This window comes from Chitinivibrionales bacterium (assembly GCA_014728215.1).
Taxonomy (GTDB): Bacteria; Fibrobacterota; Chitinivibrionia; order Chitinivibrionales; family WJKA01; genus WJKA01.
Window position 1 is genome coordinate 1 of the sequence record WJLZ01000040.1, and the last position, 8,257, is coordinate 8,257.

Below are 8,257 nucleotides of genomic sequence, written 5' to 3' on the forward strand. Positions count from 1 at the left end.
CTCTTCAAGCAACCGGAGATGCTCATCGAGCATGGACTTTTTTGGAAAAGAGACGCCGTAAATCCGCTGTAGCATCTTGTTGTTTTCATCACCTCGCCAGTAGGCTCCGGCAACACTGAGAAGCTTTATCGCTTTGACATACCCGGTGTTGGGAATGTGCGGGCCACGGCATAAATCCTGCCATCCGTTCTGGCGGTACAGCGATGGATTCCCCTCGAGGTCGTTGACCAACTCGATTTTATAGGGCTCATCCTTTTCTTTGAAATAGGAAACAGCCTCTTCCTTTGACACCTCGTGTCGGTCGATCGGAAGCTTCCCCTTGACTATTTCGTAGCATTTCTTTTCGATCTTCTCCAGGTCTTCAGTCGAAAACGGTCTGTCCACATCAAAATCGTAATAGAATCCGCTCTCTATTGCCGGGCCGATCGCAATTTTCGCCGATGGAAACAGTTCCTGCACCGCCTGGGCCAGGATATGAGATGAGGAATGCCAGAATATCGATTTCCCCTTCTCGGAATTGAACGTAATGATGGAAACCGAATCGTGATCGTGGAGAGGGGCGGTAATATCCCGGAATTCACCATTGATTTCGGCTGCCAGCGCGTCTTTGGCAAGACGAGGGCTTATGCTCTCGGCAAGATCCCGGGCAGACGCCCCTTCCGAGAGTTCCTTTGCGCTTCCATCGGGCAGTCGAATATTCATTATATGCCTTCAATCAGTAACAGTTGCGTTGTTGTATATGATAAATACAATAATGATATGGATGAAAGAAAAAATGGGCGATACTGGACTTGAACCAGTGACCTCTTGCATGTCAAGCAAGCACTCTAACCACCTGAGCTAATCGCCCGAATTTTTACTCTACGCTGTATCAGCGAAGACCCGATACCAGGTATACCAATAGCATCGCACTCTGCAAAACAGAATGTTGAATCTCTCAAAAATACCACAAACTGGGGGGATTTGTCAATATTTATCTGGAGTAAGTATCAAATTCCTTCAATTCTGCATTATAGATGTACCGTTGAGAGCCCGTTTTTATTGTCTGAGGCCATTTTTATTCTATCGGTGACCCGCTATTCTCCGCTCAAACCATCCAAACCCGAAGATCCCCGAAAGCACATTGGCAAAAGCCGCACCGGCAAAAAGACCGGGCAGTCCAAACAGCGTACTTCCAGCCCAGGCCAGCGGCACATAGAGCACAAACATACGGATAAAGGCAAGCGCCGTGGCTGTCCAGGGGAGGTGCAAACCATTGAAAGCAGCACTTGCCAAAAGGGCCGTGCCCTGAAATCCGTAGCTCGCCGCCATGATTTTCAGGTACCGCACCGCAACGGTTACAACATCGGGAGTATCATTAAATACCGCCGCAAGCGGCCCGGCAAAGAAAATAAAAACACCAAAGGCAATGATACTCCATCCCAGCGAAAAGAGGGTGGCATAACGCATACCCTGTCTGATACGCCTGAATTTTTGTGCACCCGCATTCTGGCCTGCAAAGGGAGTGAGGACAAAGGCGATTGCCATGATAAAAATCAGGGCAAATGTCTCCAGGCGTGTCGCCACACCGAATCCGGCAACGGCTAATACCCCATGGGCTGCTACAAGGCGGGTAATGATACCCATGGAGAGAGGCCGCATTACGTTGGTCATACCCGCAGGAATACCGATATACAGAATTTTGCCCCAGGACCGGACTGTCTGAACAATACTGCTGCCGCTGAAAGAAAAGAGCTTTTCTCTGTGGGCAACAATCCATATGCCGAATAACATGGATGATGATCTTGCCAGCACCGTCGCGATTGCCGCACCGGTAATGCCGAGTTCGGGAAAGGGGCCCAGGCCGAATATCAGTGCAGGATCGAGAGCTATGTTGGCGCAAACCGATGCTACCATGAGAATGCCGGGGGTACGGGCGTCACCCCCCGCCTGAATGACCTGCATTGAAGTCATCGACACGATTACAAAGGGGTATCCTGCATACCAGATAGTCATATACTCCCGGATCATGGGCAGAATGTCGCTTTTGGCACCGAGCAGAAGAAACAGCGGGTCGATTGTCAACAGGCCCGCAACCATTATCACTATCGCCGCAATAACAGTGAGTAGATGGGAATCGGTGGTAAGACGAGCGGCCAGTGAACGGTCCTTCGCCCCCAGAGCCCGGGAAACCGTTACCGATGTTCCGATACCGATACCCATGGAAATGCTGCCGGTAAAGAGCACGACCGGAAAGGTAAAGCTGAGCGCGGCAAGGGGCAATGCTCCCAGGCGGCCGACAAAAAAAGTGTCGGTTAAATTGAAGATAACGATACCCAGCGCCACCGCTATCATCGGTAAAGAAAGACGCAGCAATACGGCCGGAACATGACCCTCGGTAAGTGAAGCTTGTTTGCGGTGACTCAATAATATCCTTGATTCAACGATGTACCCAGATTTCTTTTTCTTCCCGGAGAAAGTCATCAAAGCCGACCGGTTTTCTTCCGAGATAATCGGCAACCTTTGTAGTGCCGTGAAACTCGGCCGCACCGAACCGGGTGGGCATATAGATTCCGACCATAATCAGCGCAAATTTAAAGGGTGTGCCGTGGCGAAGGCGGTACAGAATAAACGCAATCACCGGCGGACTCCGGTAGGTAATTTTCCTGTTCAACACCTGTGACAACTTTTTTGCAACTTCATTATAGGTCAAAGTGTCTTCCCCGGCAACATCGAGGCTTTCATCTTTTATTTCACCACAGAGCGCTTTGATGCCGATTCCGGCGATGTCCCGTGCATGAATGAAAGTCGTTTTTCCCTTGCCGCAGGGAGCGACAAGCTCGTTACGCTCCCGGATCTCACGGGCATGGGTCGTGGAAAGGTTCTGCATGAAAAAACCTGCCCGCAAAAAAGTATGTGCAAGACCTCTCCGAAGGATCTCTTTCTCGATTGCAAAGTGGGGAACAAAGGGCAGCTTTTCCACCCCGAGGATGCTCAGAAAGACAATTTTTTCCACTCCGTATTCTTTGCAGGCCCGTAAAAAAGGAGCGATACTCTTTTGTATGTTTGACACCTGAGGAGGACGAACCAGAAAAACCGCGGTAACTCCCCTGCATGCTTCGTAGCTTGCATGATCTTCAAAGTCAAGATAGCGATATTCTGCGTGCTTGTAGTTCCGCCACCTGTTCTTTCTTCCCGCTGCAATGCAGTGTATGCCTTTCCGCTCACAAATGCTCACCATCTCGCTGCCGACATTTCCCGATGCTCCGGTTACAAGTATCATGATGTATCCTCAGTAGCTGACCATCGGCATCGTGCCCGAGTGTTCCGGTTTTTCGATTTCTTTGAGCATGAAATCGGCGACATCGGCCCGGGAAATTTTCGTTCCGCTGTTCCTGCCGACAAAGCCGACCCGGTACTTCCCGGTATGGGGGCCGTCCTGAAGCATCGGGGCGCGGACAATAGTCCACTCCACGCCGGAACTCCGGATAACTTCCGCATGGTTTCTGCCGTCATTTAAAACTTTCGGAGAAATGAGTTTCAATGCAACCACAATGAGACGGTCTATCAGTTTCGGGCGGTCACTGGAATCGCGCACTCCTGCTCCGGTGAGGTCGACAAGCCGCTTGACCTTTTTCTTTTTCATCGCCGAAGTGATATTCATCATGGCCCGGGTCTGAAGGTCGGTGGGAGAATCTTTCGTATGCCCGATAACACACAACACACCCTCGGTACCGGCAAGGGCTTTTTCCACCGCTCCGGCATCGAGAACATCACCCTGCACCACCTCGAGATTCCGGTGTTCGATTGTTAATTTTTCAGGCGTTCGTACAAAGGCTTTGGTACGATGACCTTTGTCAAGTGCCTGCCCGACCAGGGGAATGCCGGTCCGCCCGGTTGCACCGAATATGACAAGTTTCATGACCACTCCTTTCGTTGCCTTGTTTCATCCTATAAAAAAGGCCCTCCGATTTAGCGGTAGAGGGCCTTGAATTTTATTACACGCCCGGCAGGATTCGAACCTGCGACCTACGGATTAGAAGTCCGTTGCTCTATCCAGCTGAGCTACGGGCGCAAAAAAAGATCTGGAGTAATGGAGGAGCGGGTAAGGAAAAAAATAATATCCATTACTCCATCACTCCATTTCCCAATTTTTGTATGGTCGGGGTGAGAGGATTTTATTTAACCGGCCATGCCGGTTAAATGCTACCTCATTACCATTCGGTGGTGAACAAAGGCTTTTCGTCCGCCCCACCGCAACCGCTATTTCCGTGAGCAGCCGCTTACAGCAGCTCCTCATGGAAATGGTCGGGGTGAGAGGATTTGAACCTCCGACATCTTGGTCCCAAACCAAGTGCGCTGCCAGACTGCGCTACACCCCGACTATTAAATTCGAAATTCGAAACTTTTTACGTGCTTTTCCGCGTGTTCCGTGGGTTAAAACAGAGAAAAAATAATTTACCCGCCCCTGTATTGCAATGAAAGCCGCTTTTCAGTGAATACTCTCGCGGCATGGGCCGCCCTTCCTGCGGGTAAGACCGGCTTTTTACGGGACCTGTCGGGGAGTCAGAACCACAAAGGTGGGTAATCCCACAATACCGAACTGCTCCAATACCGCTTTGGTTTGGGGATCCTGCGGGTCCTCGGCCTTGTATTTTACCAGGACATACTCCTCAAGTCTGCTTTTGACCTGCTCGTCCTTGAAGGTTGTAGCATCCATGGCCAGACAGTTCTTGCACCAGGTGGCCCAGAAATCGACAAACACGGGTTTGTTTTGCTGTTGTGCAATTGCGAGTCCCTCGGCCAGTCGGCGCCACTGAAGGTCGGAGCTTGATACCGTCGACTCGACTACCGCGGTATCCATGCTTTTGAGAAGCTTTACCCCGGTGTAACCGTAATGCAATGCAACGGCAAGTATTATAACTCCGAATGCTCCCTTTACCCAGTTCATCCATTTTCCCGGTTTGGGAAGAATAGAGAGACCGGCGCCGGCAAAAGGCCAGGGGAGCGCCATGCCGAGTCCGAGAAGAAATGGAAGTAAAAGACCCGTCGGCTGCCCTTTGGCATAGAGTGTCGAAGCATAGACGACAACCGATATAATAACGGGGGCAACGCAGGCTCCTGCAAGAAGTGCTGCAACCCCGCCCATGAATAAGGCCACAAACAGATTGCCTTTTTTCGACTGGTTTGAAGTAACTCCGGATCTGTACTTTGTAAAATCAATATGAATAACATCGAACATGGCCAACGACAAGACGATAAACAGGACGGCGATTGCAATATTGAACACCGGTGAAGAGTTGATAATCCCGAATTGGGCACCTGTCACTGTGACAACGAGGCCGAGGATTCCGTAGGCAATGGCCATGCCGAGCCCGTAGAAACTTCCTACCGAGAAACCGCGCGCCTTTGATCCGGCCTGTGCACCGGCGCCGAGTACCGCCAGCGTGATCGGGATCATCGGAAGCACGCACGGGGTCAGATTGAGGGCTATTCCACCAATAAGTATCAGCCCGATAATCAGCCAGAGATTCTTCCCTGCAAAGCTCATCCCCCCCGATTCCGGGTTCTCAAGAAAGGAGAGAAATTCCTGAACGCCAAGATAACCGGAAGCTTTTCCTTTGCTCGTAAAACTTTTGAGTGCCTGATGTATTTGTTCACTCCCCCCGGAAGGGCTTTGAGGAGCAACCGCCTCAAGAGAATCTTCGGGATTACTCGACACCAGAAAGGGAAATTTACGGGGGGTAAAACAGGTCGTCTTGTTACAGGCCTGGTACCTGATAAAGCCGCGCATGCGCCACTCGCTGTCTCGAATCTCCCGCGTAACTGAGATTTCCCGACCATTGGTGATTACGTCCACTCTGGTACCATCGAAATTCGTATGGACCACGGGATCCGGCATTTCCACCGATGCGTCGCCTAAACCGGTCACTTCATCGAAATGAATTTTAAAAAAAAGTGACTCGGCACGGTATACATAGACGTCGGAGGGCATCGTAAAAGAAAAGGTTGTTGTCACCTTCGAAGAATCGGAGACAATACCATGGTCGACCTCGATCCGTACCGGCTCTTTGGCCGGTTCTTTCTCAAGTGCATCCGTTTTAAGATTACTCAGATCGATCTGGGAATATGCAGCAAACGGAACAAAGAAAAAAAACGATACGACGACCAGAAATACTTTTTTCACAACAGTTCCTCCATCGCAGATACAATAAAACAAAAACAAAAAATCATTCTTGTCCAGACTTGAACGCTAATTACGCTGATCAGAAAATGTAAGCTATCAAAAAATCAGTGGTAATCGGCCACATTGGCGTCATCGGCGTTCTATAATCACAACGATTGTATATCGCAATCTTCGTTCCAATTTTTTTCATTTTATTTTGGACAGCACTCACAAAAAATGTGAAATACCGGACGAAGATATTTAATAGATATACGCAAATCGGATCGGCATAATTGTTGGATGAAATAAGAAATAGTTTTTTTTCAGATACGGCCTACCGCCATTTCTCTGCGGACCCGTTTTCCGAGCAGAACCACATCACGAATACCGTCCTCATCCCGGGCGTCCATCCATCGGGTTTCAAAATCCTGTCCCTGCACGATCTGGGCGATACTTGCCAGGGCCCGGAGATGGAAGTTGCGTTCATCAAGTGTGCCGGTGAGCACAAAGAGCGCAGAGACATTTTGTGCCTCGGGCGAAAAGATGATACCCTTCCGGGCGCGAACCAGCGCGATTTCAAATTTGCCGGAGCCTGGAATCACCACATGGGGAATGGCCAGAAACGAACTCAGGAGTGTTGAGGTCTGCTTTTCCCGTTCGATAAGCTTTTCGGTTAAAAGCTCGCTGTCCATGCCAATCCGTTCGGCAAGTTGTTCACCAACCAGGGTAAAGCAATCCTGCATCGGCATCTGTTCGGAAATGTCGAGGACCAGGGCCTTACTTATCAGTTCATCGAACCGGTCCACAACGATCTCATCACGTTCCCGCACGACCTCTTTCAGCTCCCGCTCCAGTGAGCCGGTGACCAGCTCGCGGGCAGTCACCCGTTCGATCAGATGGAGCAGGGCGTAATCCTTTTTGATCCGGTTTCTGCCGTAAGTCCAGTAGCTGATAATACCCACGACAAACAACCCGGCAATAATCATGAATGCCTCGAGCCCCATTTCGAAAATAAGCAGGCCGAAACCAAGGATCCCCACGAGTTGCAAAGCCGGATAGAGGGGCGTTCGGAAGCTGGGACGGTAGTTCTGTACGCGGCTTTCTCGAAGTACGATCACACATACACTAGAGAGGATAAAGCCCAGAATCAACACCAGCGATGCCGCCTCCACCAGAATTCTCAGCTTGAGAAAAAGCGAAATGGCCACAAAAAGGCCGGTGACCAGGATCGCGGTAGTCGGCACATTGGATCGGGGGTTGACATTGCTGAAACTTTTCGGAAGCAGCTCATCTCGGCTGAGTGCAAAAAGATAGCGCGAGGAGGCCATAATACCTGCATTGGCGGTTGACATGAACGCCAGAATTGCGGCCAGGCCCAAAGCACGGGTTCCCCATACTCCCATGAACACCGAAGCGCCATCGGTGATCGGTGTTAATGAATGGTCGAGTTTCCCGGACGGCAGAACACCGGTAGTGACAAATACCATTAATATGTATAGGACGAGTACCGTGAGAAGCGAAAGCAGCATGCCCAGAGGAAGCGTTTTAGACGGGTTACGTACTTCTTCACCGATACTTGATATTTTGATCAGACCGCCAAAGGCGACAAAGACAAACCCTGCCGTCGCGAACGTATTTTTCAGACCATTGGGAACAAAGGGTTGAAGATTATTCAGCCTTACATGGGGCAGACCGATAACAACATAGCTGCTTATCAATACGAGCAGTCCGAGCACCATCAGCGTCTGCATCCTTCCGGCATGCCTGGCGCCGAATAAATTGGTAACCACGAAAAACGCACAAAGAACAAGCCCGATAATGCGTACATCGATACTGACAAACAAGCTTGCAAAAGCGGCCATACCCACCAGTGCAAAAGCGCTTTTGAGCGAAATGGAAAACCAGTTGAGCATTCCGGCAATAGCGCCAATGGCGGGGCCAAGCGAGCGGGTAATGAAATAATAATCACCACCGGCTTTGGGCATGGCCGTTGCCAGCTCGGCGGAACTTAACATGCCGATACCGGCAAGGACTCCGGCGATCGCATAGGATAGAATAACACTCGGCCCCGCCTGCGCATGGGCAAGCCCGGGAAGAACAAATATGCCGGAA

General features: G+C 50.5%; 6 protein-coding genes and 3 tRNA genes. All 9 read right to left on the reverse strand.

What is annotated here, in order from left to right; all coding sequences use genetic code 11:
- Window positions 1–702: TGS domain-containing protein (locus GF401_02640; GenBank protein ID MBD3343944.1), on the reverse strand; the 702-nt coding region annotated here is incomplete at its 3' end.
- 74 nt (window positions 703–776) lie between these two features.
- A tRNA-Val gene (locus tag GF401_02645) sits at window positions 777–850 on the reverse strand.
- 212 nt (window positions 851–1,062) lie between these two features.
- The gene (locus tag GF401_02650; protein MBD3343945.1) at window positions 1,063–2,463 is read right to left on the reverse strand and encodes an MATE family efflux transporter; all 1,401 of its coding nucleotides are present in this window, start codon (window positions 2,461–2,463) and stop codon (window positions 1,063–1,065) included.
- Window positions 2,420–3,262, reverse strand: coding sequence for an NAD(P)H-binding protein (locus tag GF401_02655; GenBank protein ID MBD3343946.1), 843 nt, complete (start codon window positions 3,260–3,262; stop codon window positions 2,420–2,422). The genes GF401_02650 and GF401_02655 overlap by 44 nt, the downstream gene beginning before the upstream one ends.
- 9 nt (window positions 3,263–3,271) lie before the next feature.
- Entirely contained in the window at window positions 3,272–3,901 is a 630-nt protein-coding gene (locus GF401_02660; GenBank protein ID MBD3343947.1) for an NAD(P)H-binding protein, read from the reverse strand.
- Between the two features lie 79 nt (window positions 3,902–3,980).
- Window positions 3,981–4,054: transfer RNA gene (locus GF401_02665), tRNA-Arg, on the reverse strand.
- Window positions 4,055–4,284: 230 nt separating this feature from the next.
- Window positions 4,285–4,361 (reverse strand) — tRNA-Pro (locus GF401_02670).
- Between the two features lie 164 nt (window positions 4,362–4,525).
- The gene (locus GF401_02675) at window positions 4,526–6,166 is read right to left on the reverse strand and encodes a thioredoxin fold domain-containing protein (GenBank protein ID MBD3343948.1); all 1,641 of its coding nucleotides are present in this window, start codon (window positions 6,164–6,166) and stop codon (window positions 4,526–4,528) included.
- Window positions 6,167–6,468: 302 nt separating this feature from the next.
- On the reverse strand, window positions 6,469–8,257 hold a 1,789-nt coding region (locus GF401_02680; protein ID MBD3343949.1), incomplete at its 5' end, for an amino acid permease.